Origin of the sequence: Aeromonas sp. 82P, from assembly GCF_051919365.1 — a bacterium.
Lineage (GTDB): Bacteria > Pseudomonadota > Gammaproteobacteria > Enterobacterales > Aeromonadaceae > Aeromonas > Aeromonas veronii.
Map to the genome: position 1 here is coordinate 682,962 of NZ_JBQBEV010000001.1, position 25,553 is coordinate 708,514.

General features: G+C 59.7%; 23 protein-coding genes. 13 read left to right on the forward strand and 10 right to left on the reverse strand.

Annotation, left to right across the window (positions count from 1 at the left end; genetic code table 11):
- Nucleotides 1–45: 45 nt before the first annotated feature.
- Nucleotides 46–1,014: a LysR family transcriptional regulator gene (locus ACTG2S_RS03195; protein ID WP_005357635.1), complete on the reverse strand. Its 969-nt coding sequence runs from the start codon at nucleotides 1,012–1,014 to the stop codon at nucleotides 46–48.
- A gap of 276 nt (nucleotides 1,015–1,290) precedes the next feature.
- Between ACTG2S_RS03195 and tatA the strand changes: the two genes are divergently transcribed.
- From tatA to ACTG2S_RS03210, 3 genes are all read left to right on the forward strand, one after another.
- Nucleotides 1,291–1,452, forward strand: coding sequence for a twin-arginine translocase TatA/TatE family subunit (gene tatA, locus ACTG2S_RS03200; protein ID WP_005339944.1), 162 nt, complete (start codon nucleotides 1,291–1,293; stop codon nucleotides 1,450–1,452).
- A 16-nt stretch (nucleotides 1,453–1,468) separates the two neighbouring features.
- Entirely contained in the window at nucleotides 1,469–1,771 is a 303-nt protein-coding gene (locus ACTG2S_RS03205; protein ID WP_005339945.1) for a YfcZ/YiiS family protein, read from the forward strand.
- A gap of 229 nt (nucleotides 1,772–2,000) precedes the next feature.
- Nucleotides 2,001–3,422, forward strand: coding sequence for a transglycosylase SLT domain-containing protein (locus ACTG2S_RS03210; RefSeq protein WP_429109768.1), 1,422 nt, complete (start codon nucleotides 2,001–2,003; stop codon nucleotides 3,420–3,422).
- Here the strand turns inward: ACTG2S_RS03210 and ACTG2S_RS03215 are convergent.
- On the reverse strand, nucleotides 3,400–3,576 hold the full coding sequence (locus tag ACTG2S_RS03215) for a hypothetical protein (protein ID WP_005339947.1): 177 nt from the start codon (nucleotides 3,574–3,576) through the stop codon (nucleotides 3,400–3,402). The genes ACTG2S_RS03210 and ACTG2S_RS03215 overlap by 23 nt on opposite strands.
- Nucleotides 3,577–3,649: 73 nt before the next feature.
- Here ACTG2S_RS03215 and ACTG2S_RS03220 point away from each other — a divergent pair, with 73 nt between their 5' ends.
- Nucleotides 3,650–4,903, forward strand: coding sequence for a phospholipase D-like domain-containing protein (locus ACTG2S_RS03220; RefSeq protein WP_439981973.1), 1,254 nt, complete (start codon nucleotides 3,650–3,652; stop codon nucleotides 4,901–4,903).
- Nucleotides 4,904–5,435: 532 nt separating this feature from the next.
- Here ACTG2S_RS03220 and ACTG2S_RS03225 read toward each other — a convergent pair.
- From ACTG2S_RS03225 to ACTG2S_RS03250, 6 genes are all read right to left on the reverse strand, one after another.
- Nucleotides 5,436–7,991: a TRAP transporter permease gene (locus ACTG2S_RS03225; RefSeq protein ID WP_274161691.1), complete on the reverse strand. Its 2,556-nt coding sequence runs from the start codon at nucleotides 7,989–7,991 to the stop codon at nucleotides 5,436–5,438.
- Between the two features lie 103 nt (nucleotides 7,992–8,094).
- Nucleotides 8,095–9,066: a TAXI family TRAP transporter solute-binding subunit gene (locus ACTG2S_RS03230; protein WP_252413139.1), complete on the reverse strand. Its 972-nt coding sequence runs from the start codon at nucleotides 9,064–9,066 to the stop codon at nucleotides 8,095–8,097.
- Nucleotides 9,067–9,480: 414 nt separating this feature from the next.
- On the reverse strand, nucleotides 9,481–11,634 hold the full coding sequence (locus tag ACTG2S_RS03235) for a S9 family peptidase (protein ID WP_274161690.1): 2,154 nt from the start codon (nucleotides 11,632–11,634) through the stop codon (nucleotides 9,481–9,483).
- A 234-nt stretch (nucleotides 11,635–11,868) separates the two neighbouring features.
- On the reverse strand, nucleotides 11,869–12,300 hold the full coding sequence (locus ACTG2S_RS03240) for a DUF411 domain-containing protein (RefSeq protein WP_005339953.1): 432 nt from the start codon (nucleotides 12,298–12,300) through the stop codon (nucleotides 11,869–11,871).
- A 46-nt stretch (nucleotides 12,301–12,346) separates the two neighbouring features.
- The gene (locus ACTG2S_RS03245) at nucleotides 12,347–12,670 is read right to left on the reverse strand and encodes a hypothetical protein (protein WP_005348554.1); all 324 of its coding nucleotides are present in this window, start codon (nucleotides 12,668–12,670) and stop codon (nucleotides 12,347–12,349) included.
- 88 nt (nucleotides 12,671–12,758) lie between these two features.
- Nucleotides 12,759–13,481, reverse strand: a complete 723-nt coding sequence (locus ACTG2S_RS03250) for an SDR family oxidoreductase (protein ID WP_421340792.1) — start codon at nucleotides 13,479–13,481, stop codon at nucleotides 12,759–12,761.
- Nucleotides 13,482–13,623: 142 nt separating this feature from the next.
- On the opposite strand from ACTG2S_RS03250, the gene ACTG2S_RS03255 reads away from it, so the two are divergent.
- The 5 genes from ACTG2S_RS03255 (at nucleotide 13,624) to ACTG2S_RS03275 (ending at nucleotide 18,745) form a co-directional block, all read left to right on the forward strand.
- Nucleotides 13,624–14,466 (forward strand): LysR family transcriptional regulator, encoded by an 843-nt coding sequence (locus tag ACTG2S_RS03255; protein WP_439981974.1) that lies wholly within the window; start codon nucleotides 13,624–13,626, stop codon nucleotides 14,464–14,466.
- Between the two features lie 101 nt (nucleotides 14,467–14,567).
- Nucleotides 14,568–15,164 (forward strand): glutathione-regulated potassium-efflux system oxidoreductase KefF, encoded by a 597-nt coding sequence (kefF, locus tag ACTG2S_RS03260; protein WP_068978326.1) that lies wholly within the window; start codon nucleotides 14,568–14,570, stop codon nucleotides 15,162–15,164.
- Between the two features lie 67 nt (nucleotides 15,165–15,231).
- Nucleotides 15,232–17,088, forward strand: coding sequence for a monovalent cation:proton antiporter-2 (CPA2) family protein (locus ACTG2S_RS03265; protein ID WP_439981975.1), 1,857 nt, complete (start codon nucleotides 15,232–15,234; stop codon nucleotides 17,086–17,088).
- On the forward strand, nucleotides 17,085–17,471 hold the full coding sequence (locus ACTG2S_RS03270; RefSeq protein WP_274161688.1) for a SirB2 family protein: 387 nt from the start codon (nucleotides 17,085–17,087) through the stop codon (nucleotides 17,469–17,471). Before ACTG2S_RS03265 ends, ACTG2S_RS03270 begins: the two co-directional genes overlap by 4 nt.
- 287 nt (nucleotides 17,472–17,758) lie before the next feature.
- The gene (locus ACTG2S_RS03275; protein ID WP_005339987.1) at nucleotides 17,759–18,745 is read left to right on the forward strand and encodes a helix-turn-helix transcriptional regulator; all 987 of its coding nucleotides are present in this window, start codon (nucleotides 17,759–17,761) and stop codon (nucleotides 18,743–18,745) included.
- 855 nt (nucleotides 18,746–19,600) lie between these two features.
- On the opposite strand, the gene ACTG2S_RS03280 is transcribed toward ACTG2S_RS03275, so the two are convergent.
- Together ACTG2S_RS03280 and rsmD are read right to left on the reverse strand one after the other, a co-directional pair.
- Nucleotides 19,601–19,912, reverse strand: coding sequence for a DUF1145 domain-containing protein (locus ACTG2S_RS03280; protein WP_005342853.1), 312 nt, complete (start codon nucleotides 19,910–19,912; stop codon nucleotides 19,601–19,603).
- Entirely contained in the window at nucleotides 19,896–20,525 is a 630-nt protein-coding gene (gene rsmD / locus ACTG2S_RS03285; protein WP_439981977.1) for a 16S rRNA (guanine(966)-N(2))-methyltransferase RsmD, read from the reverse strand. The genes ACTG2S_RS03280 and rsmD overlap by 17 nt, the downstream gene beginning before the upstream one ends.
- 110 nt (nucleotides 20,526–20,635) lie before the next feature.
- On the opposite strand from rsmD, the gene ftsY reads away from it, so the two are divergent.
- The 4 genes from ftsY (at nucleotide 20,636) to rpoH (ending at nucleotide 25,458) form a co-directional block, all read left to right on the forward strand.
- Nucleotides 20,636–22,441 carry a signal recognition particle-docking protein FtsY gene (ftsY, locus tag ACTG2S_RS03290; RefSeq protein ID WP_376889916.1) on the forward strand — a complete coding sequence of 602 codons (1,806 nt, stop codon included), beginning with the start codon at nucleotides 20,636–20,638 and terminating at the stop codon, nucleotides 22,439–22,441.
- Between the two features lie 89 nt (nucleotides 22,442–22,530).
- Nucleotides 22,531–23,199, forward strand: coding sequence for a cell division ATP-binding protein FtsE (gene ftsE / locus ACTG2S_RS03295; RefSeq protein WP_005339995.1), 669 nt, complete (start codon nucleotides 22,531–22,533; stop codon nucleotides 23,197–23,199).
- Complete coding sequence (gene ftsX / locus ACTG2S_RS03300) at nucleotides 23,199–24,152, forward strand: permease-like cell division protein FtsX (RefSeq protein WP_005339996.1); 954 nt, start codon at nucleotides 23,199–23,201, stop codon at nucleotides 24,150–24,152. The genes ftsE and ftsX overlap by 1 nt, the downstream gene beginning before the upstream one ends.
- Nucleotides 24,153–24,603: 451 nt before the next feature.
- Nucleotides 24,604–25,458: an RNA polymerase sigma factor RpoH gene (gene rpoH, locus ACTG2S_RS03305; protein WP_005339997.1), complete on the forward strand. Its 855-nt coding sequence runs from the start codon at nucleotides 24,604–24,606 to the stop codon at nucleotides 25,456–25,458.
- Nucleotides 25,459–25,553: the final 95 nt, after the last annotated feature.

The following is a 25,553-nucleotide window of genomic DNA, read 5'->3' on the forward strand; positions in this document are numbered from 1 at the left end:
GCTACGCAGAGCCCCGTTTTTTGTGCCGCCGAGAAGGGGGGGCGGTCACCCGTGAGTGGTCGCAGCGGGTTCTAGTTTGCTCATGATGAGGGAGAGCAGCAATTCTCGCAGCCAGCGGTGGCCCGGATCCTCGCTGTGACGCTGATGCCAGATGAGCAGATGGGAGATGCTGTCCAACCCGATGGGCAGCGGCAGCTGCAACAGCGGATAGACCTGGGTGGCGTGGCGGGCGTAGAGCCGGGAGAGGGTTACTATCATGTCGGAGTGCATCCCCATCCGCAGTGCCGCCTCGAAGGAGGGCACGGTTGCCTCGATACGCCGGTAGAGATCCTGCTCTGCCAGCTTGTGATCCAGCATCCAGCGGTCTCGCCCCTCGCAGTAAGTCTGCACATGGGGATAGCTGAGGTAGTGCTCCAGATTCCAGTTGGGCTCCCGCAGCGCGGGGTGGTGCTGCTGCACCAGACAGGTGAGATCATCGACCGCCAGCACTCGCTGACAGATGCTGTCGGGCAGGGTATCGAGCCGATAATCGGAGCTGATGCAGTTCTCCCGCACCGCGAAGGCGATGTCCACCTGTCCCTGACTCATCTCGGTCAGACTGTTCTCGGTCCACTCCTCGTAACGCAAGCGGATCCGTGGTGCCTGCCGCTTCAGCTCGCTCAGGTAGAGCGGGGCAAACAGGGTAAAGGCGCTGTCCATGCTGGCGATGACGAACTCCCGCTCCGAGCTGGCGGGGTCGAACTCGGGCGGCTGGATCAGGTTGTCCAGCGACAACAGGATGGGTTGCAACTGTTGTTGCAGCGCAAGGGCTCGGCCGGTGGGTTCCAGCCCGTAGGCGGAGCGGATGAAGAGGGGATCATTGAAGGTATCGCGCAGACGGCCGAGGGCTTTGCTGACCGCGGACTGGCTCAGATGAAGGCGGCGTGCTGCCTTGCTGCCGTTGCGCTCTTCCAGCAGTACCTGCAGGATAATCAGCAAATTGAGGTCGATGCGACCCAGTTGTTCCAGCAGCATGATATGAATCCTCTTCAATTCTAAGATGAATTTATACCATTTGTTTTCATATCTTGGCGATCTTATCCTCGAATGGTCTCAGGTTCGCATGAACCACTGGTACAGGATGTAGCGGTTGAGGGGACATGTAGCACAATCAATATGGCGACCTTTGGGTCGCCCTATTTTTTGGCTATGATTTATTTGCTCACTTGCACCTGCCTTGATTTTGCCCAACAATCCCTGCGCTCTATTTTGATACAAGTAACAGATATCTCTTTGTGAGGGAGTATCCCTATGGGACTCGGTGGAATTCATATCTGGCATATGCTGATCCTCTTGCTGGTCGTTGTGCTGGTCTTCGGCAGCAAGCGTCTTGCCAGTGCAGGTGAGGATCTGGGTACCGCCATCAAAGATTTTCGCAAGGCGATGCGTGACGACGCAAATCATCCGAAATAAGCAGTAGGAGTAGAAAATGTCTGTAGACGAGAAAGTTGAACTGAACGAAACCTGTGACAGCTGCGGCTGTTTTGCCGAGATCGGCACCATCATCGGCGAAGGCGACGATGTGATGGATCTGGTGATTGAAGCCGCTGCCGAGGCTGATGCCCGCGCCAAGCTGGCTGCCTATGAAGCACTGGCCAAACAGGTCACTGCCGAAGCTCAAGTGAGCAGCGAACTGACCCAGGGCGCCAACGGCGTTATCCTGAAAGCCCGCCTGCAATTCACCTGCACCGCCGAAAAACTGATTTTCGAAATGCGGGCCCGCTCTATCTGAGTTGTCTGATAACGCGGCAGGTTTGCCTGCCGTGTTGACCCTTCTGCTGTGGGTCGGCGTTCTATAGTTACTCTATCCCACAGACGTTTTTGCCCGGCGCGAGTCGGCCAACAGAAGGCGTAAATATCATGACGCAGCGATGGATCTCTGCCCCCAATCCCACCCTCTATCGTGATCCGTGCTGCCAACAGGCAGCAGACGTGACCTCAGCACAGGGGCAGCCATCGTGATGCGACGCTGGATCTGGGCGCTGCTGGCCCTCTGCTGTTTTCCCCTGCTCGCGGCTGAACTCAAGCCACAGCGTCTGCCCCAACCCGGGGACCTCGAAAGCATTCTGCAAAAGCGCGAACTTAGGGCACTGGTGGTCTATGAGCGCGGCTTCTACTTTCTCGATCGCGGCGCCCAGTACGGCATTCTGGTCAATCAGCTGCAAGGGTTCGAACGCTGGCTGAACAAGACCTATCTCGCCAAAGAGAAGGTCAAACTCAAGGTGGTCTACATCCCGGTGCGTCAGGACAAGCTGCTGGACTATCTGACCGAGGGGCGTGGCGATCTGGTGGCGGCAACCATGACGGTGACCCCGACCCGGCGTGAACAGGTGGCCTTCTCCCGGCCGCTCATTTCATCCATAGAGGAGTGGGTGGTGAGCCAGCAGAGCCTGCCCGCCTTCAGCCGCATTACCCAGCTCTCCGGCAGGCGGGTCTGGGTGCGCGCCAGCTCCAGCTACTACGAGAGTTTGCGCCAGCTCAACTGGTTGTTTCGCGAGTTGGGGTTGCCCCCCGTCTATATCGAAACGGTGCCCGAATACCTGCAGGATGGCGATCTGCTGGAGATGGTGGCCGCCGGCATTATTCCCCTGACGGTGACCGACAGCTACAAGGGGCGGATCTGGCTGGGTGGGATGATCTCCGGCCTCAAGGCTCACAAGTTGATCCCCCTGCGCAGCAACGGCACCAGTGCCTGGGCGCTGCGCAAGAACAGCCCCGAGCTGCTCAAGGCGGTCAATGGCTATCTGGCGAGTGTCAGCCGCAACAGCCTTTACAGCGACATGACCCTGCGCCGGCTGCTGGTTCGCAGCGATCAGATGAGCAATATCCTGGCGCCGGATCCCATAGGGCGCCTCGCGACCATTCGCAAGGTGCTGGAAAAGTACGCCAATCAATACGATCTCGACTGGCTGATGCTGGCGGCGCTTGGTTACAAGGAGTCCGGCCTCAATCCCAAGGCGCGTTCGCCCAAGGGGGCTGTGGGCCTCATGCAGCTGCTGCCCAGTACGGGGCGGGAAGTCGGCATCAACGGCGCCAGACTCACCACGCTGGAGGGCAATGTGGAGGCCGCCTGTCGCTACATGCGGTTGATCCTCGATACCTACTTCAATGATCCCAAGCTGGATCGGCTCAACCGCCACCTGTTTGCCCTCGCCGCCTACAACGCCGGGCCGAACCGGGTGCAGGCGCTGCGAAGCAAGGCGGAGAAGCTGGGGCTCGATCCCAACGTCTGGTTCGGCAACGTGGATCAGCTGGTGGCCAACGAAGTCGGACAGGGGCCGATCAACTATGTCGGCACCATCTACAAGTACTACGTAGCCTATCGTTTCAGCCTGCCCCAGATCGAGGGCAAGGCTGCCGCTATCGAAGCGGCTCAGCCCTGAGCCGGTTGACCGGCAGGGTCGCCTGCACGGTCGGCAATTGCCAGCCACCGTCCCTGTGTTGCAAAAACCAGTGAGCAGGGCCGGTGGCCGGGATGAGATCTGGCTGGCTGAGCTGGCCCAGATAGCGCAACATCGGGGTATCATGCAGTTCCATCAGCAACTCCTTTTGAATATGTGAAGAGGCTCGCCAGCGTTATGACACCCGGCCATGACAGCAGGATGACACCATGATCCCCGGATCCTTTGCCCTGATCGATGATCCCCTGCTGGCGCTCAAGGTGCGTTGCCACTGGATCCGCCATGCCCGAGAGCGGATCCAGGCGCAGTACTACAGCTGGGAGGAGGACAGCAGCGGCAAGCTGCTGCTGAGCGAGCTGCTTCACGCCGCCCGGCGTGGCGTCAAGGTGCAACTGCTGGTGGATGATCTCTATGCCGGTGACAACCGCTTTCTGGAGATGGTGGCTCACTACCCGGGGATCGAGGTGCGGCTGTTCAACCCCTTCTGGCTGCGAGGCTGGCGCCCGCTGGCACTGCTGCTGGAGGGACTGCTCAGCTTTCGCCGCATCAACCACCGGATGCACAACAAGCTGCTGCTGGTGGATGGCAAGCAGGCGCTGATCGGCGGGCGCAACATCGGCGATCGCTACTTCGGTCTGGATCCGCAAGCGCCCTTCGTGGATCTCGATCTCGCCTGTCAGGGGGGACTGTGCCAGCAGATGGCACAGGGGTTTGAGCAGTTCTGGCACAGCCGCTGGAGCCACCCCATCCGCCATCTGCTGCGCCGCGAGCTGCTGCCCGCCGAAATAGAGGTGGTCAACGACTTCCTGTTCACCATGACGGATCCGGCGGTAGCGACGGTCTACGATCTGCCCGCGGCGCTGTTTGACGAGAGCGATGTGCCGCTGCAATGGCATGAAGGGCGGGCCGAGGTGTGGTTCGACCGTCCCGGCAAGGGGCTGATCTCCCGCCCCACCACCGCCCGTCAGCTCTGGCGCCAGCTGGCTGACAATCCCGGCTCGCTGGGGCTGGTGACCCCTTACCTCATCCTTACTCGCGGGTTTCGGCACCGTCTGGCGCGGCTGCGCCAGCAGGGGGTCGCCATCGACATTCTCACCAACTCGCTGGCCAGCACCGATGTGCCGCTGGTCTATGGTGCCTACCAACGTTATCTAGGCTGGTTGCTGCGGCGCGGGATCCGGGTCGCCGAGTTTGACCATGGCCACGGCAGCCTGCACGCCAAGCTGATCCTGCTGGGGGAGGATCGAGCGCTGTTTGGCAGCCTCAACCTCGATCCCCGCTCGCTGTTTCTCAATACCGAGCTGATGCTGCATCTGCGCTGCCCGCCAATCTGCGAGGCGCTGCAAACGTGGCTGGCTCGCTGGCAGGAGCAGGCGGGTGGATTGCCGCGCAAACCCGAGGGGTGGCCAAGGCGACTGATAGCCCGCCTGAGCGACTGGTTGCCCCTGCGCCGTTGGCTGTGAGGCGGCCTTTTTTTGTGCGAGATCTCGCAAAGCCTTGTAAGCCATTGCTGATGCCCTTTGCGGGTGAATAACCATGCATGAACCTATCTTACTGTTTTATAACAATTTAGCGGTGATGATAAGGCTGTTTTTTGTACTCTGATGTGAATGGAATTAGCATAAAAACGTTTTTTATTTTGTTTTTATGCGTAATATTTCAGTTGCAAGGACAAACACGGCGGCCTGTCTGCCGTGTGGACGAAGGTTGTAACGGGTAGCTGGTCGGTTGCATTGCTGCAATTGGCGCGCACTTCAGATGGGTCGCGAACTATCGGAAAGTGAAACAGAGACCCGGCGTGGCCGGACTCCAATATGGAACATGCTATTTGCGAGGGGGTGACATGGACATGTCACCCCACTTTTTTGGCCGCTCGCCACCGTTTATCTTTTTCCATGATTGTTGCTCATCGCAAGAGCCGCAGAGGGCAAGGCAATAACAAGGCAATAAAAAGAGGGCCGCAATAGCGGCCCTCTGTCTCATCTGCCCGGTGGATTAACCGGCCTTGACGCTGCGGCGACGCTGCAGCCAGACGATCGCCCCGAACAGCAGGAAGCCCGGGATCCACATCCACTCCTTGGTCCAGCGCTCGGTCGGCGCCTTGACGGTGAGGATCTCCTGATCGAACTCCAGTCCCATGGTGGCGGCCGGGCTGCCAAAGGCGACGTTGTCGATCAGCGTCTTGCCGTCCTGCTCATAGAGGCTCAGCCCCAGATTGGCCAGCCGCTCTTCGCCATTTGCCCCATCCGGTACGGCGACCAGCAGGGTGAACTTGCGTGGCTTGCCCACTGCATCTTCACCGAGGATCCGCAGCCGCAGGGTGCTCTCCGCCTCCACTTCACCCATGGTTTGGGCCAGCTGGGCAGGTGGGGTCTCGCGATAGGGGTCGTGCACCATGTCCATCCAGAAACCCGGGCGGAACAGGGTGAAGGCGACCAGCAGCAGCAGCACGCTCTCGTACCAGCGGCTCTTCACCAGGAACCAGCCCTGAGTGGCAGCGGCGAAGATCAGCATGGCGATGGTCGCCACGATGAAGATCAGCACCCCGTGGGCGAAGTCCACGTCGATCAGCAGCAAATCGGTGTTGAAGATAAACAGGAACGGCAGCGCCGCGGTACGCAGGCTGTAGTAAAACGCCGTGATCCCGGTCTTGATGGGATCGCCCTTGGAGACAGCCGCTGCCGCAAAGGAGGCCAGTCCCACCGGCGGCGTCACATCCGCCATGATGCCGAAGTAGAAGACGAACAGGTGCACCGCGATCAGCGGCACGATCAGCCCGTTTTGCTGCCCCAGCGTTACCACCACCGGTGCCAGCAGGCTGGAGACGACGATGTAGTTGGCAGTGGTCGGCAGCCCCATGCCGAGGATCAGGCTCAGCAGGGCGGTGAGCAGCAGCATCAGCAGCAGGTTGCCCATGGAGAGGAACTCCACCAGATCCGCCAGCACCAGACCGACCCCGGTCTGGGAGACCGCACCCACGATAATCCCCGCGGTGGCGGTGGCAATGCCGATACCGATCATGTTGCGGGCACCTGCGACCAGCCCTTCCCGCAGATCCACCACGCCGTCAGCGACGGTGCCGTAGTCGTGCTTGCCGTCCTTGCGCAGCCAGTTGAGCAGCGGACGCTGGGTCAGCAGGATGATCACCAGCATCACGGTACCCCAGAAGGCCGACAGCCCCGGCGAGAGGCGTTCCACCATCAGGCACCATACCAGTACTACCACCGGCAGCAGGAAGTGCAGGCCGGAGAGCAGCACGGCGCGGGTGTTGGGCAACTCGGTGAGCGGCTTGTCGGGATCTTCGGCAGGCAGTGGTTCATTGCTGGCGGCGATCTTCAACAGGGCCACATAGGTGGCAGCCAGCAGTACCGAGATCCCCGGCAGTGCGTAGTCACCCAGTGCAGGTTTGAGCCAGCCGAGGCCATAGTAGACCGCCAGTGACAGGCCGCTGATGAGGGCCGCGCCAAAGGCAAAGCCGGTCAGGCGGCGCAGCCAGGGCTTGGGTTGATGGTTGCCGATGGGCTGCATGCCCAGTTTCAGCGCCTCCAGATGGACGATGTAGAGCAGCGCTATGTAGGAGATGGCGGCAGGCAGGAAGGCGTGCTTGATGATCTCCACATAGGGGATGCCCACATACTCCACCATCAGGAAGGCGGCGGCCCCCATCACCGGCGGCATGATCTGGCCGTTGACCGAGGAGGCCACTTCCACCGCCCCCGCTTTCTCTGAACTGAAGCCCACCTTCTTCATCATCGGGATGGTGAAGGTGCCGGTGGTCACCACGTTGGCAATCGACGAGCCGGAAATCAGACCGGTCAGGCCGGAGGCGACCACTGCTGCCTTGGCCGGGCCGCCGCGCAGGTGACCGAGCAGGCTGAAGGCGAGCTGGATAAAGTAGTGACCGGCACCGGCCCGCTCCAGCAGGGCGCCGAACAGCACGAACAGGAACACGAAGCTGGTGGAGACGCCAAGGGCGATGCCGAACACCCCTTCGGTGGTGATCCACTGGTGGTTGGCCAGCGCGGTGAAACCTACCCCGCGGTGTGCCAGCAGTCCCGGCATCCAGGGGCCTGCCAGGCTGTAAACCAGAAACACGATGGCGATGACCGCCAGTGCCGGCCCCAGGGCGCGGCGCGCCGCTTCCAGCAGCAGCGGAATGCCGATGCAGGCGGTCACCAGATCGGCGGTGGTGAGGGTGCCGGGACGCAGCGCCAGCGCTTCATACATCACGAACAGGTAAGAGGCGGCGCCAGCAGCGATCAGACCGAGGGCGATATCACCGAGGGGGACCCGATCCCGCGGCGAGGAGCGAAACGCCGGGAACACCAGAAAAGCGAGCAACAGGGCAAAGGTGAGGTGAATGGAGCGGGTTTCGGTGTCATTGAGTACGCCAAACCCCACCATGAAGGGGAGTGGCGAGGCGATCCAGAGCTGGAACAGGGACCAGGCCAGCGCCAGCGTGGTGATGATCCAGCCCAGCGGGCCCAGCGGCAGGCGAGCGCCCACATCCTGGGCGATCAGTTCCTCGGTAGAGAGTTGTTTATCTTGCATAGGGTTAACTTGTGCCAACGAGTACAACAAGAGCGACACCCGCCCCCGCAATCAGGCGGCGGACGGGTGTCGAAGAGAGTGACAAAGGCCCCGGGGCCTTCAATCAGAGCCAGCCGCGCTCTTTGTAGTAGCGGGCAGCCCCTTCATGCAGCGGTGCAGAGAGACCCACCTTGATCATGTCGGCCTCTTTCAGGTCGGCAAAGGCAGGGTGCAGGCGCTTGAAGCGATCCAGGTTGTCGAACACCGACTTGACCAGCTGATAGACCACTTCCGGATCGGTTTTGGCGCTGGTGGAGAGCACCGCTTTGCCACCGATGGAGGGGGTCGGTTTATCGCTGCCCTTGTAGATGCCGCCCGGGATCTCGGCCTTGCTGTAGTAGCTCTTCTCGGCCAGCAGCTTGTCGATGTCGGCGCCGGTCACAGGGACCAGTACTGCATCTGTGGTGGTGGAGGCTTCCTGAATGGCACCGTTCGGGTGACCGACGAAGTAGCTCATTGCGTCGATGTTGTTGTCACCGAGGGCGGAGGCCTGTTCGGCCGGTTTCAGCTCGGAGACCAGACCGAAGTCATCCTTCTTCCAGCCTTTGACCGCCATGATCTCTTCCATGGTGTCACGCTGGCCGGAGCCCGGGTTGCCGATGTTGACGCGCTTGCCCTTCAGATCGTCGAAGCTGGCGATCTTGGCATCGCGGCGAGCCAGGATGGTGAATACCTCGCTCTGCAGGGAGAAGACGGCGCGCATATCGTCCATAGCCCCTTCGGCCTGGAACGGTGGCAGCCCCTTCATCGCCTTGAACTGGTGGTCGGATTGCATGATGCCGAAGTTGAATTCACCGCTGCGGATGCCGTTGACGTTGGCAACACCGCCGCCACTGGCCGGGGCGTTGCACTTGATCTGGTGATCGGCGGCGCCGCGATTGAGGAAGCGGCAGATGGACTGGCCAGCGACATAGTAGACGCCGGTCTGACCGCCGGTGCCTATGGTCACGAAGCGCTCCTGCGCTTGTACCGGACCACCGAATGAAACACCGACCAGAGCCGCCGACAGGGCGCATGCCAAAGTTAATCCTTTCATTTTTTCTCCCTTTTCTTTGATTTTGTTTATCCGATCCCCGGATAAATTGATGGCAATCCCGTTCTGCGCCGGGCTTGCCCGCTCTTCTCGTTGCGCGAAAGCGGGGGAGTTGATTGCCCCCTTTTCCGGCGGTCACCCTCATCCTGTGGTGAGGCTACCGACCTCCTGTCGGTCGAAGATAAATTGGCCCCTGAGGGGCCAAATAAAAAGTTGCAAGCACTCCGATTAAGCACATTCACCCAACATAAATCAAACGAAATGGCAAAATAGCGGAGTTAAATCTTGAGAAACATGACCTCGATCATTCATTTTCTAGCCGAAGATTAATTTGATATGAAGGGAAATGGAAGAGGGAAAAACTAGGGTGGGATTCTTATGCGGCCCTTGTGTGACAAGGGCCGGGGTCATACTGGATCAGTTGGCCGGGGTGGCCAGATCCAGGATAAAGGCGTACTCCAGCGCGATATCTTCGTAGGCTTTGAAGCGGCCCGACTTGCCACCGTGGCCGGCGTCCATGTCGGTGTTCAGTAACAACTTGTTATCATCCGTCTTCAGCTCGCGCAGCTTGGCGACCCACTTGGCTGGCTCCCAATACTGCACTTGCGAGTCGTGCAGCCCGGTGGTGACCAGCAGGTTGGGGTAGGCTTGTGCCTTGACCTGATCGTAGGGGCTGTAGCTCTTCATGTAGTCGTAGTAGCGCTTCTGGTTCGGGTTGCCCCACTCGTCATACTCCCCGGTGGTGAGGGGGATCGACTCGTCCAGCATGGTGGTGACCACATCGACGAACGGCACCTGCGCCACCACGCCGCGATAGAGTTCGGGCGCCTGATTGATGACGGCCCCCATCAACAGGCCGCCGGCGCTGCCGCCCATGGCGTAGACCTGATCCTTGGCACCGTAGCCTTGCTCCACCAGCGCCTTGGTGACATCGATAAAGTCATTGAAGGTATTTTGTTTTTTCAGCAACTTGCCATCTTCGTACCAGTGACGGCCCAGCTCTTCACCACCCCGGATATGGGCGATGGCGTAGACGAAGCCTCTGTCCAGCAGGCTCAGGCGCGAGCTGCTGAAGTCGGGATCCATGCTGGCGCCGTAGGAGCCGTAGCCATAGACCAGCAGCGGATTCTTGGGCGCATCGGCCTGCTCTTTCTTGAACTTGTCCTTGCGATAGACCAGAGACACTGGCACCGATACGCCGTCGCGGGCGGTCACCCAGAGCCGCTCGCTGGCGTACTGGTCGGCCTTGAAGCCGGCCACCGGTTGCTGCTTGAGCAGGGTGCGCTTGCCACTCGCCATATCCAGCTCATAGGTAGAAGCGGGGGTGGTCATGGAGGAGTAGCCATAGCGCAGGGCGCTGGTATCCGGCTCTGGGTTGTAGGCGAGCCAGGTGACATAGGCGGGATCGTCGAAGGCGATCTCCTTCTCGTCACCGCTCTGCCAGTTGATCTGGCGCAGTCGGGTCAGCCCCTTGTTGCGCTCTTCCAGTACCAGCCAATCCTTGAACAGGGCGTAGCTCTCCAGCAGTACTTCCGGATTGGGGGCGATCACCGCCTTCCAGCGATCGACCGGGCTCTCCTTGGTCTCGTAGAGGCCGAAGTTCTTGCCATCCTTGTTGGAGCGTACATAGAAGCGGCCGCGGTAGTGATCCAGGCTGTATTCGTGATCCACCTGACGGGGCAGGAACAGGCGGGGGGCGTGCTCCGGCTGGTTGGCATCGATCAGCCGCGCTTCGCCGGTGGTGGTGCTGGAGAGGGCGATGACGATGAAATCTTCCGAGGTGGTGGCGTAGAGGCTGATGTAGAAGGAGTCATCCTTCTCCTCGTAGACCAGCTTGTCCGTGGCCGGATCCGTCCCGAGCGTGTGGCGATAGACCTGATAGGGCAGTAGGGTCTGCGGGTGCTTGCGCACATAGAAGACGGTCTTGTTGTCGTTGGCCCACACCAGATTGCCGGAGGTATTTTCCAGTTTGTCGGTGGCCCACTGACCGCTCTCCAGATCGAGGAACTGGATCTGGTACTGACGGCGGGAGAGGAAATCTTCCGCCACCGCCAGCCAGCGGTTGTTGCGGCTCACTTCAAGGGCGCCGAGGGCATAGAACTCGTGCCCTTCAGCCCGCAGGTTGCTGTCGAGCAGCAGACTTGACTGCTCTTCACCGAGCTTGGTGCGCGAGTAGATCCCGTACTCCTTGCCCGGTTCATAGCGGGTCTGGTAGCGGTAGCCATTCTTCACATAGGGTACCGACTCATCCTGCTGGGGGATGCGGGCGACCATCTCTTTGTAAAGCTGTTCGCGCAGGGGTTGGGTCGGCTTGAGGATGGCCTCGGTATAGGCGTTCTCGGCCTTGAGATAGTCCAATACCTCGGGCTTCTGCCGCTCGTCGTCGCGCAGCCAGTAGTAGTTGTCGATGCGGGTATCCCCGTGTTTTTTCAGCGTGCGGGGATGTTTGGCGGCCACGGGCGGCTGGATTGGATGTTCGCTTGTCAGCATGGCGGGCTCTTCATTGGCATAAGTGGGGGGGAGAACTGTCAGAAAGGCTAGCAGCAGAACTCCTCGGGAAAAGGTAAACATGTCGCATCCTTGGCGCTGGAAAGGGTTGGTAGACCTGAGCATCGGCTCCATGAATTGGCGTTAAATCTGCCCCTTGTTGCCGGTGGTTGCAAGCAATCCCTTGTTATTGCAGGAAATGTAATCAAAAAAAGCCGCTATCTCGCGATAGCGGCCCTCTTTCTGGCCATGAGCGGCAAGAGTCCGCTCAGGTGTGCCTCACATGATATGGTAGTGTCCTCTCATGGCCAGTTTTCGTCAGCCGGGGTAGCTCGACCAGCGGTTGGTCGCGCCCTCGTTGCTGATACTCAGTACCTCATAGGGATGGCCCGGAATATCCATGCCCGGCGCACTCTGGGGCATGCCCGGAATGGTCAGGCCACGGATCGCCGGTTTTTCCCTGAGCAGCTTCTGTACATCGGCGGCTGGTACATGCCCCTCGATCACATAGCCATTTACGATGCCGGTATGGCAAGAAGCCAGTTCCGGCGCGATACCGTATTGCTGCTTCACTGCGCCGAGCTGCTCGGTTTCGATGACCTCCAGTTCGAAGCCATTCTGCTCCATGTGCTCGTTCCAGCTTTGGCAGCAGCCACAATATTTGGATTTGTAGACGGTCATCTTCTCGGCCGCGAGAGCCGAAAAGCTGACGGTACCGGCCAGCATGGCCAGTAACAGGGGTTTGTACATCACTCACCTCAGATTGAAAGAAAAGATGCCCGATACGGGATGCGTTTCAGATCCGGGGGCGTGGGGGACGTTCGAGCCGCTCGCACGGAGCGTCCGGCATAAAGAGAGAGGGGGAGGCGAAGTCGGGGGTATCCGGTTCCAGCACGGCGACCGTCAGGCTGTCGCTGCCTACCAGCGTCATCGAGAGGGCGGTGGTAAAGCTGCCGCAGGGCATCGCTTTTTCCAGGGTGCGCTCGCTCTGGCTGCAGTGGGTGGTCAGGGTACAGAGGTCGGTTGCGGCCCGGCTGCCAAACGACATCAACACCAGCACCAGACTCCACAAGGGGAGCCAGCGACGGGCGTGAGCGAGTTGGCGACGGGTGAGAACCATGGAATGACTCGAAAATAACAAGGGGCACATGGTAACCCTGTGCCCCGGGGGAGGGTCAAGCCCTCCCCATGGTGTCAGTCAGCCAGGATTAAGGTTGCTGACGGGTCGCCGCCAGCACGATCTCGCGCACGCAGACGTTGGCAGGCTGGTTCCAGGCGTAGAGCACGGCATCGGCGATCACTTCCGGCGCAATGACGCCGCCCATCTGATCTTTCCAGTCGTGGTAACCGGCCTTGATGCTCTCGTCAGTGGTGTGGCTGAGCAGTTCGGTCTCGACCGCACCCGGGGCAATGGTCACCATCCGCACGCCGACATCGGCCACCTCTTCCCGGATGTTTTCGGTCAGGGCGTGCACGGCGAACTTGGTGGCGCAGTAGGCAGCATGGTTCGGGAAGGTCTTGCGACCGGCGATGGAGCTGATGTTGATGATGGTGCCGCTGCGGCGCTCCTTCATGCCTGCCAGCACTGCGTGGACGCCGTTCAGTACCCCCATCACGTTGATGTTGAGCATCTGCTGCCACTCGGCGGGATCCTGCACATCGGCCTGACCCAGCAGCATGACGCCGGCGTTGTTGACCATGCAGCCGACCGGGCCAAATTTGGCTTCTGCCTGCTGGACTGCGGCCTTCATGGCGGCGGTGTCGGTCACATCGACCCCGATGCAGAGGGTATAGGGCAGGTTCAGCGCCTGCATCGGCTCGACCCGGCGGGCCAGCAGCAGCAGCGGATGACCGGCGGCAGAGAAGGCACGGGCGATGGCGGCACCGATCCCGGCGGAGGCGCCGGTGATCACGACGAGAGATTTGGACATGGGTCTTTCCTTCTGATTCAAGAGTCGGTTTGAGCAAACAGGTGGCTGGCCAGCACGGAACCCAATCACTATAGTCACTGTATCTATAAGTGATAAATATTGTTTTCCGCTGGTTATCATCTGAAAAAACTATGGTTGGTTTATGCTGGACTTGAGATTGCTGCGTTTCTTCATCGCCATCTATGAAGAGAAGAACATCACGGCGGCGGCCGAGCGCTGCCACGTCAGCCAGCCCTCCCTCTCGGCGGGACTGCGCCAGCTGGAAGAGGCGCTCGGTGACAGCCTGTTTGTCCGGGGCAAGAAGGGGGTGGTGGCGAAAGATCCGGCCCACTATCTCTATCCTCACGCGGTCAAGCTGGTGGAGGAGGCGCGTCGTCTGCCGGAGCTGTTTCGCCAGAAGGCGACGCGTGCGAGGCTCAATATCGCCATCATGCCGGACTTGAGTCGCCGCCGGGTGGCCGGGCTGCTGCAGCAAGTACAGCGCGTGTTGCCGCAGCTGGATCTCACCCTCTCCGACTACACCACACCCGCCGACTGCCGCTTGACGCTGGATGCCTTGCGCCGGGAGGATGAGATCTTTCTGCCGCTGTGGGAGGAGGATTATGTGCTCTGCGTGCCGGTCGATCATTCCCTGGCCAGTCGCGAAAGGATCGAACTGGCCGAGCTGCAACATTATGATTTTATTGAGTGCCCGCCCTGCGAAGCCCATCAGCAGACTATCGGCTTGCTGGCCTGTGACCGCCTTACCCTCAATCTGGTGGCCAAGGCCGAGAGCAAGGGGTTGGTGATGGCGTTGGTGCTGGCGGGGGTCGGCATCAGTTTTCTGCCGGACGGGCTGGTGGAGGATGAGGAGGGGCTCTGTACTCTGCCGGTGAGCGGGCCGCGGATGTTTCGCCGGATCGGGCTCTGCTATCCCGCCCACCAGACCCTCAATCCGGCGCTGCGGGAGCTGATCCCCGAGTTGGCAGGCTATGGCGCTTCCTGATAAGGTCGCTCTCCTGTGCACCTTTACGATGCAGCTCCCCAGACTCCCCTTTTCTGTTTACCTCGCCTTGCACCGCAAGGCTTTGTTCGGGTGATGTGGTCATGAAACGCATTCTGGTTATTTTTTCCCATCCTGCGCTGCAGAGCTCGCGGGCCAACAAGCAGCTGTTGCAGGCGATTGAGGGGCTGGAGGGGGTCACGGTTCACGACCTCTATCAGCACTATCCCGACATGTTTATCGATGTGAAGCGGGAGCAGGCGCTGCTCTCTGAGCACGATATCATCGTCTTTCAGCACCCGTTTTACTGGTACTCCTGCCCGGCCATCATGAAAGAGTGGATGGATCTGGTGCTGGAGTATGGCTACGCCTACGGCCCCGAAGCCCACGCCCTCAAGGGCAAGCAGTGGCTGAGCGCCATCACCACCGGCGGGGCGCCGGAGTCCTACTGCAGCGAGGGGTACAACAGCCGACCGCTGCTCGATTTTCTGCTGCCATTTCAGCAGGCGGCCACCTTGTGCGGCATGAACTGGCTGCCCCCTTTCGTGCTGCACTCCTTTCACAAGATCAAGGATCCCGCCGCCCTGCGCCGCTGTGGGCAGGACTACCGTCAGCTGCTTTGCGCCTTGCGTGACGATCAGCTGACTCCGGAGCAGCTGGCCGGGCGTCCTTATCTGCGCGACTTGCTGGAGGTGCTCTGATGACACACGGGCAGCTTGTTGGCCGAGCTCATGAGCCGGAGCAGATGTTCATGCGGAGGGCCGACTGATGGGCCACGGGATCCTGTTTGATGCCTTTATCTACCTCTCCGCCGCCGTCATCGCGGTGCCGCTGGCCAAGCGCTGGGGGTTGGGCTCGGTGCTCGGCTACCTGCTGGCGGGGATCATCATAGGCCCCTTTCTGCTGGGGCTGGTGGGGGAGCAGAAGGATGTGATGCACTTCGCCGAGTTTGGCGTGGTGCTGATGCTGTTTCTGGTCGGGCTGGAGTTGCGTCCGGCCCTCTTGTGGCAGCTGAAGGGGCCGATCCTCGGCACCGGCGGCCTGCAGGTGCTGCTCACCACGGCGGCGCTGACCGGCGTGGCGCACCTGATCGGTCTGCCGCTGCAACAGGGGCTGGCCATCGGCCTCATTCTGGCGCTCTCTTCCACCGCCATCGTGTTGCAGAGCCTGCAGGAGCGCAAGCTGATGCAGAGCGAGAGCGGTCGCTCCGCCTTTGCGGTGCTGCTGTTTCAGGATATTGCGGTCATTCCGATCTTGGCGATCCTGCCGCTGCTGGCCATGGCGCCGGTCGCCAGCAATGGTGGCTCCGAGCTGGCGGGTTGGCAGCATGGTCTGCTGGTGGTCGCGGCCATCTCCGGCATCGTGCTGGGTGGCCACTACCTGATGCGGCCGGTATTTCGTGCCATCGCCCAGTCCCATATGCGGGAGATCTTCGTCGCCGCTGCTCTGCTGCTGGTGATCGCCATCGCTGTGTTGATGGAGTCGGTGGGGCTCTCACCCGCACTCGGCTCCTTCCTAGCCGGTGTGGTGCTGGCCGACAGCGAATATCGCCATGAGCTGGAGGCAGACATAGAGCCGTTCAAGGGCTTGCTGCTCGGCCTCTTCTTTATGTCGGTGGGGGCGGGGATCGACTTCGGGCTGTTTGCCGAGCACCCCTTCCTGATACCCACTCTGGTGGTTGGCCTGATGGTGCTCAAATGGCTGGTGTTGATGGCGCTCGGCTTCGTCATCCGCATCTCGCCGAGTCAACGCTGGACCTTCGGGCTGGCGCTCGCACAGGGCGGTGAGTTTGCCTTCGTGCTCTTCTCGTTTGCCGCGCAAAATCGGGTGCTGCCCGGCGAGACCATCTCGCTGCTGACGCTGGTGGTGGCGCTCTCCATGGCGCTCACCCCGCTGCTGCTGATCCTCAATGATCGGGTGATCCAGCCCTGGTTCGATTACCGTAACCAGAGCGACGCGCCGCAGCATGAGCAACCTGAGCTGGTGGAGCATCCGGTGATCATCGCGGGCTTCGGCCGCTTTGGTCAGATCGTGGGGCGCCTGCTGCACGGTCACGGCATCGGTACCACCATCCTCGAGCAGGATGCCAGCCAGATAGAGACCCTGCGCAAGTATGGCTATCAGGTCTTCTATGGTGATGCCAGCCGGATCGACCTGCTCCATGCCGCCGGGGCGCACAAGGCGAAGCTGCTGGTGCTCTCCATCAACGATCCGGCTACCTCGCTGGCGGTGATCGAGATGGTGCAGAAGCACTTCCCGCACCTGAAGATCCTGGCGCGCGCGCTGGATCGGCCCCACGCCCACGAGATCCTGCGCCACGGGGTCGAAAGCGTGCACCGGGAAACCCTGGGCTCTGCGGTCGATCTGGGGGTGGAAGCCCTGACCCAGCTCGGTTTTCGGGCCAACCAGGCCTGGCGGGCGGGGCAGACCTTCAAGCAGCACGATAACTGGCTGTTGCGCGAGCAGGTCAACTATCTGGACGACGAACACACTTATATCAACAAGAGCCTGCAATACCGGGAGATCCTCTCCGATCTGTTGCAAGACGACGAGGAGGGGCAGGAGCGTATCCATGCCCACAACTGGAATAGCGGGTTACCCGACGACGACAAGGAAGCAAAATGATTGCCTATTACCCCATGTTCAAACACCTGCATATGACGCTGGCGCTGGTCAGTCTGCTGCTCTTTATCTATCGCTGGAGTCTGGCGCTGGCCGGCAGCGCTCGGTTGCAGCAGAAGTGGCTGAAGATCCTCCCGCATATCAACGACACTTTCCTGCTGCTGTTTGGTGTGTTGCTGGCTGTGGCCTTGCAGTTGAGCCCGGGTCAACAACCCTGGCTGATGGCCAAGCTGGTTGCACTGGTGCTCTATATCGGTCTGGGTGTCATGGCGCTCAAGCGCCCGGCCCGCGGTCAGAAGCTGGTAGCCGGTGTGGCGGCACTGGCGGTGTTTGGCTACATGGTCGGTGCGGCCATCACCAAGTCAGCCTGGTCGTGGCTGATGTGAGCAAAAGGGGAGAGCTATGCTCTCCCCTGAAATCATATTCTGTGATGAATTAATTAATTGGAGTTTTATGCTAACAATAAATCGCAACATAGAACTTTCATTTGAGGGATTTTTGGCTAATTTTAGCCTCTAGCGGCTCCTTTTTTGAGTGCATTGTCTTTATAAATCAATTGGTTAATGTGTTTTGTATGAAAATGGCGACAGTTGTCGCAGCAAAACTTGCGACATAGACTGTCGCAAGTCACGACTAGCATACAGTCAACGCTAAACCAGTGAAGGCAAGCACCATGAGCAAGAAGCTGTTACGACAACTGACCTTGGCGCGTTGCATCCCGCACCGCCCTTACAAGCTGACCGCCAGCCAACTCCAGGTAAAACTGGAAGAGGAAGGTATCCACGTCAGTCTGCGTACCGTGCAACGGGACCTGGAGGAGATGTCCGGCATGGGACTGTTCGACCTCACCTCGGACGAGCGCAGCAAACCCCATGGCTGGTGCTTCGAGCGCCACGGCCTCAACGACTTTGCCAATATCATGCCGCTCTCGCTGGCGGTGGCCCTGAAAACCTGGAGTGATCAGGCGAGCCAACTGTTGCCGGCGAGTGTACTGACCGAATTGAATCCGCTGGTCGACAAGGCGAGCCAGGTGATCCGCGACAGCCAGAGTGAACTGGCCGAACGCTGGTTGGAGAGTGTCCATCAGTCACCGCGTCCGTTTGCTGGCAACCCGGAGATCCGCCGCAGCACCCTGATCCGCGATGCGCTTTGGCGTGGTCGCAAGTTCAGTGCCGAGATCCAGCGCGTGATCAAAGAGCGCACCGTATGGCTCTGCTACGACCGTATCAACCCGCTCGGCATTCTCAATCAGCCGGACGGTCCGATCCTGCTCTGCACTCTGTCCGAGCTGGATCCCAAGGTCTACGGCATTCCGTTTGACCATATCAAGAACGTGGAGCTGACCAACTTCAGCGCCACCCAGCCGAAGGATTTCAATATCCAGAAGCTGATCCGCGATCAGGGCTATCAGGATGTGAGCGGCCCGATCCGCTTCGTCGGCCGGATCGATGCCAACAGCCAGTCGCTGGTGGATAACCAGATCCCCGGCAATAATCCGCGCATGACCCGCTATGACAAGCGCAGTGTGGTGGTGGAGACAGAAGTGCAGGACACCCCGGAGTTTCGCAGCTGGTTGAACAACATCGGCGGTGAACTGGAAGTGCTGGCACCGGAATCGCTGCGCAAGGCCTATCTCAATCCGGCCAACCGCTTGAGCTGATTAAAAGATTGGAATGTTGAAGAGTCGAGCCTGGTCTCGGCTCTTTTTTTTGCGGTTTTTTTAAGCATTTTTATTCAACTAATTTTTAAGTCTTAACGTCAGGATTGAACCGTTTTCCTGCCCCGTTTTTGGGGGCGAAACCCGTGTAAGAGATCTGCCATAGCGACTGTAAGAGGCTGGCGCTTTGAGCCGTACGCGAAGCCATGCCAGAATGATCGAGCTTTCCTGTGAAACTAAATAAATGGCTGATATTAAAGGATTAGTTTTTAAGTTCGTATTTTTGGATGGGAGCTGCATCGGATCTTTATCATTGGATGGCCCTTGTTCGGGGTGCGCATTTCCTTAGTATGGGTCTCACAAGGACGGAGCTGGTCCGGCAGGATGCAGGGCAGCGCATAAAGATGGAATAGTCCGCAGGATGTGGACAAGGGACACCTCAGGATGAGCTCGATAATCAGGATGATTATCGTCACGGATGAATAAAGGAACACCGCGGGATGCGGCAGGACACTCTCGGGATGGGAGCAGAACGAACGGAACCTCGTTCTTCAGGATGAACAGGACCTCGCCGGATGCGAGAGGAATACTTCAGGATGAAGTGAGATAACCCGGATGGTTATCTGTCAGGAAGACGCAAGGAACCCCACAGGACGTGGTAATGGACACCTCCAGGATGGAGACAGGGAAGCAGTTCAGGATGAATTGCCAGGCTAGGAACGCCGCAGGACACGCCAACGGATTGGAAAGGGGATATTCCAAAGGATTAGGATAACGTCAGGGATTGCAGGGAGCATTGCAGTTCTACGGACAGGACGACACGACTCTAGGGGACGGCTACCGCCGTCCCCTTTTCTTTTATGGTTTGTCCGAGAGATTGCCGCGCTGGGCGGCGTTGACGATCTCTTGCAGGCGCTGACGAATGTCGACCATGCCAAACACGCCAAATATCAGCACAGTGACAAATTCGGCCTTGGTGACAGCGAAGTAGCGTTTGCAAGCTGCCTTGATCATGCTGGCCTGCAGCCAGTGCAGCAGGGCGACGATCACGCCGCAGACCGGCAGAAAGCCGTTGAGTTTGCCGGGCAGCGGGGCAATCAGGCTCACCAGCACGCCAAACCAGAAGAACAATATCAGCCCCATCGCCAACAGATTAAAGACTCGCTTCATTGTTTACCTCTCTTAGATGGAGTTGATAGCAGACCTGACCTGCTTGTTTGTCCTTGAGTAACTGCCAGTTGGCGGGCAGCGCCAGATCGGCCATCTCTTTTTCCCGCTCCAGATAGATGAGGGCGTCCGGCGCCAGCCAGCCGCGCTGCTCCAGCAGTTCGCACACTTGCGGCAGCAGCTCGCGGCGAAACGGCGGATCGAGGAATACCAGATCAAACGGCGTGGCCGGGCCTTGCAGCCAGCTCACTGCATCTGACTGGATCACCTGACCCTGACTGCTGCCGAGGGCGGTCAGGTTCTTCTTGATCTGGTCGGCGGCCCCTTTGTCCATCTCGATCAGGGTCACCTGCTCGGCATAGCGCGACAGCGCCTCCAGTCCGAGTCCGCCGCTACCGGCAAACAGATCCAGGCAGCGGGTGCCGCGAATGTGGGGGGCCAGCCAGTTGAAGATGGTCTCCTTGACGCGATCCGTGGTGGGTCTGAGCCCCTCCACATCCTTGACCGGCAATTTGCGGCCTCGCCACTGGCCGCTGATGATTCTTACAAAGCCCGATTTTCCTTGCGGGGCGGGACTCTTGCTCGGGTTGCTACGGCTGGATTTCACTCTGGGCATCGCGTTTCATCGTCAGAAAATAAAGTGGTAGTATAAGGCGGTTCATTTTTATGCCGACCCGCCAAGGGACGGCTATCTTAGCAGTCAGCCTTTGATGTGAGTATTTTTAGATGGCAAAAGGTTTGTTTTCCTGGCTGGGTTTCGGCCGCAAGAAAGAAGAGGCTGAGGCTGTCCAACCACAGACACCCCAAGCCACCCCCGTTACCGTTGAGCCCGAGGTCACTGCTACCCCCGCTCCCGTTTCCGATACCACTGTTTCCGATAGTACGCCGGCTGTTGCCCCCGAAGTGCCTGCCAGCGCACAGAATTCCGTTTTGCAAGATGATTGCTGCTTGCCTACCGAGCTGGACGATCACGGCCCGCTGGTGGTGGAGGAGTGCGCCTCCGATCTGGAGCCGGTGATCGTCAACGAAGCGCTGATCGCCGAAGAGGAGCGTGCCGCTGAAGCCGCTCGCACTGCCGCAGAAGCGCAAGCCGCTGAGGTCAAGGCAGCCGAAGAGGCTCGTATTGCTGCCGAAGCCCGCGCTGCGGAAGAGGCTCGCATTGCTGCCGAAGCCCGCGCTGCAGAAGATGCTCGTATCGCCGCCGAGGCTCGCGCTGCAGAGGAGGCTCGTATTGCTGCCGAGGCTCGCGCCGCGGAAGAGGCTCGTATCGCCGCCGAGGCTCGCGCTGCGGAAGAGGCTCGCATTGCCGCCGAAGCCCGCGCTGCGGAAGAGGCTCGTATCGCTGCCGAAGTCCGCGCTGCGGAAGAAGCTCGCATTGCTGCCGAGGCTCGCGCTGCGGAAGAGGCTCGTATTGCTGCCGAGGCTCGCGCTGCGGAGGAGGCTCGCATTGCCGCCGAAGCTCAGGCTGCGGAAGAAGCCCGTATCGCCAAAGAGGCCCAGCGAGCGGAAGATATGCGCCTGGTCGCCGCGATGGAGGCTGAGGCCGCCGCCCTTGCAGCCCTGCCGCTGGCCGCCAAGGTGGACGACGACACCCAGGACAAACCGCAGCGGGAGGGCTTCTTTGCTCGCCTCAAACGCAGTCTGGTACGCACCAAGGAGAATATCGGCTCCGGTTTCTTCGGCCTGTTCCGTGGCAAGAAGATCGACGATGAGCTCTTTGAAGAGCTGGAAACCCAGCTGCTGACCGCCGATCTCGGTGTGGATACCACCACTCGCATCATCGAAGGGCTGGTGCAGCACGCGGATCGCAAGCAGCTCAAGGATGCCGAGGCGCTCTACGGCCTGCTCAAGCAGGACATGGGCGAGATGCTGGCCAAGGTCGAACAGCCGCTGGTGATCGACACCAGTAAGAAGCCTTATGTGATCCTGATGGTCGGCGTAAACGGCGTCGGCAAGACCACCACCATCGGCAAGCTGGCCAAGCAGTTCCAGGCCGAGGGCAAGAGCGTGATGCTGGCGGCGGGTGACACCTTCCGTGCCGCTGCGGTCGAACAGTTGCAGGTTTGGGGTCAGCGCAACAACATTCCGGTGATTGCCCAGCATACCGGTGCCGACTCCGCCTCCGTTATTTATGACGCCATCGAGGCCGCCCGCTCCCGCGGGGCTGACGTGCTGATTGCCGACACCGCCGGTCGCCTGCAGAACAAGAGCAACCTGATGGAAGAGCTCAAGAAGGTGGTGCGGGTGATGAAGAAGCTGGATGAAGAGGCGCCCCACGAGATCATGCTGACGCTGGATGCCGGCACCGGCCAGAACGCCCTGAGCCAGGCCAAGCTGTTCAGTGAGGCGGTTGGCCTGACCGGCATCACCCTCACCAAGCTGGATGGCACCGCCAAGGGCGGCGTCATCTTCGCGGTGGCCGACAAGTTCCAGATCCCGATCCGCTACATCGGGGTGGGCGAGGGGATCGACGATCTGCGTCCCTTCGTTGCCAACGATTTCATCGAGGCGCTCTTTAGCCGCGATGAATAAGTCCGGCCGCGATGAGTCAGCTCAGCCGTGATGAGTAAGTGTTCCATACCCCGACTCCGGTCGGGGTTTGTCAATGTCAGGGAACCGTTATGATTCGTTTTGACAAGGTCAGCAAGGTATACAGCGGCGGCCATCAGGCGCTGCAAAAGGTCAGCTTTCACCTGCGCAAGGGAGAGATGGCCTTTCTGACCGGGCACTCGGGGGCGGGCAAGAGTACCCTCCTCAAACTGATCAGCGTGATGGAGCGCCCGACCGATGGTCGTGTCTTCTTTCATGGCGATGATGTTAGCCATATCCAGCGCAGCCAGATCCCCTATGTTCGCCGCCAGATCGGGATGATCTTTCAGGATCACCGCCTGCTGATGGACCGCACCGTGTTCGACAACGTGGCGCTGCCGCTGGTGATCGATGGCTACAGCCACGCCGATATCAACAAGCGGGTGGCGGCGGCGCTGGACAAGGTGGGGCTGCTCGGCAAGGAGCGTTACCAGCCGCGCATGCTCTCCGGTGGTGAGCAGCAGCGGGTCGGCATCGCCCGCGCCATCGTCAACAAGCCGCCGCTGCTGCTGGCGGATGAACCGACCGGCAACCTGGATCCCCAGCTCTCCATGGACATCATGCGGTTATTTCAGGAGTTCAACAATTTTGGGGTCTCGGTACTGATTGCCACCCACGATCTGGGGCTGATTGCTCGCATGCGCTATCGTACCCTGACCCTCAAGGCGGGTCGCATGTATTCGGCCGGGGAGGAGCTCTGATGGCTATCGTTCGTCATAAACAACCGCCGCTGCGCCGTCTGATGATGTACGGGGTTGACCATGTGCGGCAGGCGTTTGCCAGTCTCGGGGAGTTGTGGCGCAATCCGCTCGCCTCACTGATGACGCTGGCGGTGCTTGGCGTCAGTCTGGCGCTGCCCTCCTGCTTCCACGTGCTGCTGAAAAATGCCGAGGTCGTGGAGGGGAGCTGGCAGAGCAGTTCCCAGATCTCTCTTTACCTGCGCAAGGATCTGCCGGAGCAGAGCATTCTCGATCTGCAACACCGGATCCTGCTCTATCCCGAGGTGGATTCGGTCACCTACCTGAGCCGTGATGATGCGTTGCGGGAGTTTCGCGAGATCTCCGGCTTTGGCGATGCGCTCGATTATCTGGACAGCAACCCGCTGCCGCCGGTGCTGAGCGTCATTCCGGATCCACGCTGGCAGAACCCGGAAGGGGCCGCCGAGCTGCTCAGCAAGCTCAACAACGAGGTGGGGGTCGAACAGGGCAAGCTGGATCTGCAGTGGCTGACCCGGCTGCAGGGGATCATGAACCTGCTGCGCCACACCATTACCGGTATCGCGGTGCTGCTGCTCTCCGCCGTATTGCTGATCGTCGGCAATACCCTGCGTCTCAACATCCTCAACCAGCGTTCCGAGATTGAAGTGCTCAAGCTGGTGGGGGCGACCGACTCCTTCATTCATCGCCCTTTCCTCTATACCGGTATCTGGTTCGGGGTGATCGGCGGCATGCTGGCCTGGTGGCTGACCGAAGTGATGGTGATCTGGAGTGAAGGGGTGGTGAAGGAGCTGGCGGGCTTGTATAACAGTAACTTCCGGCTGGTTGGCATGGGAGCGGTAGACGGGATCAATCTGATCTTGCTGGGCGCCCTGCTGGGGCTGATTGCCTCCTGGTTCTCGGTCCATCGCCACATTCGCGACATCGAACCATCCTGATTACTTTGTCATCAAAGTAAATCGCTGGATTTTGAGAGGCGGATCAAGTAAAAGAGGGGCCGTTTCTGGCTTGGCCCCCATAGTCAGAGTATTCTGAATAACAATGATCTTCCGGATCTTCGCTAGATCCAGTGAACCTTCTGATTTATAAGCAGTCTATTAAAGCTGAAGCATTTATACGGGTGTGGCCCCTCTGCCTTGCTCGTCAGACTTGGCAAGCATGTGAAGGTTGCGAGCTCCGCAACAATGGACTTAGCATGCTACTTTTCGGGGGTCCTTCATTGTGACCCCCTTTTTTTGACTGTTCATTCATGATTCATCCTGCAGGCTTAAGATAAGCCGGTCTAAAACTGGGCATGTTCTTTGATACACGCCGCAGAATGGCATCCGGTCAGTAGACAGACCCTCTCAGGGTGTTAGACTGATTCGATTGAAAAGTAAGAGGTAACAGATGGGAACTTCATTGCAGCGCACTATGGCTCTGATTCCGCAAGGTAGTCTGGAAGGCTATATCCAGGCAGTAAACTCTATTCCTGTGCTGAGCGCAGAGGAAGAGCGTGAACTGGCTGAGCGTTTGCAGCAGGATGGCGATCTCGAGGCTGCCCGCCAGCTGGTTATGTCGCATCTGCGCTTTGTCGTTCATGTCGCCAAGAGTTATGCCGGTTACGGCTTGCCCCAGGCCGATCTGGTACAGGAAGGCAATATCGGCCTGATGAAGGCGGTCAAGCGCTTCGACCCTACGGTCGGCGTGCGTCTGGTCTCCTTTGCCGTGCACTGGATCAAGGCCGAAATCCACGAATATGTCCTGCGCAACTGGCGCATGGTCAAGGTGGCGACCACCAAGGCCCAGCGCAAGCTCTTCTTCAACCTGCGCAAATCCAAAAAGCGTCTGGGCTGGCTGAACCACGAAGAGGTTCAGGCCGTGGCGGCCGATCTCGGCGTCTCTGCCGCTGACGTGACCGAAATGGAAGCGCGGATGGCCAACTACGATCAGGCGTTCGATCTGGTGGGTGACGATGAGGAAGAGGGCGGTTTCGCTCCGGTTCACTATCTGGAGGACAAATCCTCCGATCTGGCCGCGACCATCGAGAACGACAACTGGGACGATCATGCCACCCGTCGCCTGAGCTCGGCCCTCGCCACCCTGGATGAGCGCAGCCAGCACATCATCCGCGCCCGCTGGCTCGATGATGACAGCAAGACCACTCTGCAGGAGCTGGCCGATACCTACGGCGTCTCTGCCGAGCGTGTGCGTCAGCTTGAGAAAAACGCACTCAAGAAGCTGAAAGATGCCATGGAAGCCTGATGCTTCCTCCCATAAAAACAGGGCCTGATGGCCCTGTTTTTGTTTCGCAGGGATCTGGTCGGCCTTGCTTTGGTTACCCTTGAGTGTGTTATGTT

Coding starts and splice junctions, on each gene's coding strand:
- rsmD (WP_439981977.1), bottom strand. CDS start 20,525: ATGCCCAGAGTGAAATCCAGCCGTAGCAACCCGAGCAAGAGTCCCGCC.
- ACTG2S_RS03245 (WP_005348554.1), bottom strand. CDS start 12,670: ATGGTTCTCACCCGTCGCCAACTCGCTCACGCCCGTCGCTGGCTCCCC.
- tatA (WP_005339944.1), top strand. CDS start 1,291: ATGGGACTCGGTGGAATTCATATCTGGCATATGCTGATCCTCTTGCTG.
- ACTG2S_RS03230 (WP_252413139.1), bottom strand. CDS start 9,066: ATGAAAGGATTAACTTTGGCATGCGCCCTGTCGGCGGCTCTGGTCGGT.
- ACTG2S_RS03210 (WP_429109768.1), top strand. CDS start 2,001: ATGCGACGCTGGATCTGGGCGCTGCTGGCCCTCTGCTGTTTTCCCCTG.
- ACTG2S_RS03235 (WP_274161690.1), bottom strand. CDS start 11,634: ATGTTTACCTTTTCCCGAGGAGTTCTGCTGCTAGCCTTTCTGACAGTT.
- ftsY (WP_376889916.1), top strand. CDS start 20,636: ATGGCAAAAGGTTTGTTTTCCTGGCTGGGTTTCGGCCGCAAGAAAGAA.
- ACTG2S_RS03225 (WP_274161691.1), bottom strand. CDS start 7,991: ATGCAAGATAAACAACTCTCTACCGAGGAACTGATCGCCCAGGATGTG.
- ACTG2S_RS03220 (WP_439981973.1), top strand. CDS start 3,650: ATGATCCCCGGATCCTTTGCCCTGATCGATGATCCCCTGCTGGCGCTC.
- ACTG2S_RS03265 (WP_439981975.1), top strand. CDS start 15,232: ATGGGCCACGGGATCCTGTTTGATGCCTTTATCTACCTCTCCGCCGCC.
- ACTG2S_RS03280 (WP_005342853.1), bottom strand. CDS start 19,912: ATGAAGCGAGTCTTTAATCTGTTGGCGATGGGGCTGATATTGTTCTTC.
- ACTG2S_RS03240 (WP_005339953.1), bottom strand. CDS start 12,300: ATGTACAAACCCCTGTTACTGGCCATGCTGGCCGGTACCGTCAGCTTT.
- ACTG2S_RS03250 (WP_421340792.1), bottom strand. CDS start 13,481: ATGTCCAAATCTCTCGTCGTGATCACCGGCGCCTCCGCCGGGATCGGT.
- rpoH (WP_005339997.1), top strand. CDS start 24,604: ATGGGAACTTCATTGCAGCGCACTATGGCTCTGATTCCGCAAGGTAGT.
- kefF (WP_068978326.1), top strand. CDS start 14,568: ATGAAACGCATTCTGGTTATTTTTTCCCATCCTGCGCTGCAGAGCTCG.
- ACTG2S_RS03255 (WP_439981974.1), top strand. CDS start 13,624: ATGCTGGACTTGAGATTGCTGCGTTTCTTCATCGCCATCTATGAAGAG.
- ACTG2S_RS03215 (WP_005339947.1), bottom strand. CDS start 3,576: ATGGAACTGCATGATACCCCGATGTTGCGCTATCTGGGCCAGCTCAGC.
- ACTG2S_RS03195 (WP_005357635.1), bottom strand. CDS start 1,014: ATGCTGCTGGAACAACTGGGTCGCATCGACCTCAATTTGCTGATTATC.
- ftsE (WP_005339995.1), top strand. CDS start 22,531: ATGATTCGTTTTGACAAGGTCAGCAAGGTATACAGCGGCGGCCATCAG.
- ACTG2S_RS03205 (WP_005339945.1), top strand. CDS start 1,469: ATGTCTGTAGACGAGAAAGTTGAACTGAACGAAACCTGTGACAGCTGC.
- ftsX (WP_005339996.1), top strand. CDS start 23,199: ATGGCTATCGTTCGTCATAAACAACCGCCGCTGCGCCGTCTGATGATG.
- ACTG2S_RS03270 (WP_274161688.1), top strand. CDS start 17,085: ATGATTGCCTATTACCCCATGTTCAAACACCTGCATATGACGCTGGCG.
- ACTG2S_RS03275 (WP_005339987.1), top strand. CDS start 17,759: ATGAGCAAGAAGCTGTTACGACAACTGACCTTGGCGCGTTGCATCCCG.